The following is a 1,388-nucleotide window of genomic DNA, read 5'->3' as shown; positions in this document are numbered from 1 at the left end:
CGGTCGAGGCGGCGGCCTCCGTCCCGGCGGCGACCGGCTCCGCGTCGTCGCTTTCGGCGTCGTCACTTTCGGCGTCGTCGGTCTCCGCGTCGTCCGCGCCGTCGTCACCCTCGGAGACGGCCGCGTCGACGGCCGGTTCCGACTCGCGCTCGACGGTCACTTCGGTCTCGGCCGACTCGCGTTCGGCGGAGCCGCTCCCGAATCCGAGCTTCTCTTTGAGCTTCTGAAGTAGGGCCATTGCCGACGGTTACACGTGCGAGATATTTAAAAACCCTCTCCGCCGCAAGCGTCCGGCGGTCCGTCCCGCCGGTTTATAAGTGGGGACGGCCCGTTCCGATGGTATGGACGTTATCAACCCCGTCATGTGGTCGGTCCACGTCGGCTTCGCCGTCCTCTGGGTCGGCAGCGTGCTCTTCGTCACTCTCGCCGTTCTCCCGCCCGCGCTCCGCGGCGACATCGGCGGCGACGCGCTCGGCTCGGTCGTCGGTCGCCTGCGGTGGATCACCCGGATCGCCGCGGTCGCGTTCGTCCTCTCCGGCGGCCACATGGCCGGGAACCTGTACACGTTCGAGGCGCTGACCGGGACGCCCCGGGGCCACCTCGTGTTGACGATGCTGGGGCTGTGGTTCGTCGGGACCGGTCTCGTCGAGGTCGCCGGCTCGAAGCTGGCCGACGGGCTCGACGCGGGGAAGCTCCGGGAGCCGGCCCGCGACGCCAAGCCGTTCCTCTACGGCGCGTCGGCGGTCTCGGTCGGCCTGATCGTCACTGCCGGCCTGCTCGCCAGCCCGACGCTGTTTTAAGCGTACTCGGATCTGTCGACGGTCGATTTTAGTGGTTATTCTGGCCGAAACGACCGATAGCTGAAGGCTCCTTATAAATCGCCGATCGACACGGACGCTCCCGAAGCCCCAGGCGCTCGGCACGACACGGTTGCTGTCGACGAGACGACCACCGAAGCCCCAGCCGCGAGACGGACAGACGCTCGGTGCGGTCCTCAGTCGCTCGCTCCGCTCGCTCCTTGCGGTCCTGCCGTCGCCTCTGTCCGTCTCGCGGCTGCCCCTTCGAGCCCCGCCCCGCACAGCACCTCACACCTCCCCAGCCTCGTCGGCGGCTCCCGGTGGTCACCGCCGACTCCCTCGCGCGACGCTCCTCGCGCCCTAGCGGGCGCTCGAAGGCGCGCGCCACCGCACCGCAGGCCAGTCGTTTCCTATCGATCCCGTCTCCTCGCCGCGCTACTCCAGTTCCGCCCGCAGCGCCGCGTTCATCGGCTCTATCGGGGCCTCCTCGTCGGTCCAGATCTCGAACGCCTCGACCCCCTGGTACAGCAGCATCCACGCGCCGTCGACCGTCGTCGCGCCCGCGTCGGCCGCCTCCCGGAGCAGGCAGTC

At 69.5% G+C, this 1,388-nt stretch carries 1 protein-coding gene and 2 pseudogenes; 1 reads left to right on the top strand and 2 read right to left on the bottom strand.

Going from position 1 to position 1,388, the window contains the following annotated elements; translation table 11 throughout:
• Nucleotides 1-238, bottom strand: a pseudogene (locus tag BN903_RS13895) (helix-hairpin-helix domain-containing protein); the annotation flags it as partial.
• Between the two features lie 103 nt (nucleotides 239-341).
• Here BN903_RS13895 and BN903_RS13890 point away from each other — a divergent pair.
• Nucleotides 342-800 (top strand): hypothetical protein, encoded by a 459-nt coding sequence (locus BN903_RS13890; RefSeq protein ID WP_048078296.1) that lies wholly within the window; start codon nucleotides 342-344, stop codon nucleotides 798-800.
• A 432-nt stretch (nucleotides 801-1,232) separates the two neighbouring features.
• Here the strand turns inward: BN903_RS13890 and BN903_RS13885 are convergent.
• Nucleotides 1,233-1,388 (bottom strand): annotated as a pseudogene (locus BN903_RS13885) (shikimate dehydrogenase); the annotation flags it as partial.

The sequence above is a fragment of the Halorubrum sp. AJ67 genome, from assembly GCF_000513435.1.
Note: the sequence above shows the minus strand (reverse complement) of the source record. Positions and strands in the feature narration are given on the sequence as shown.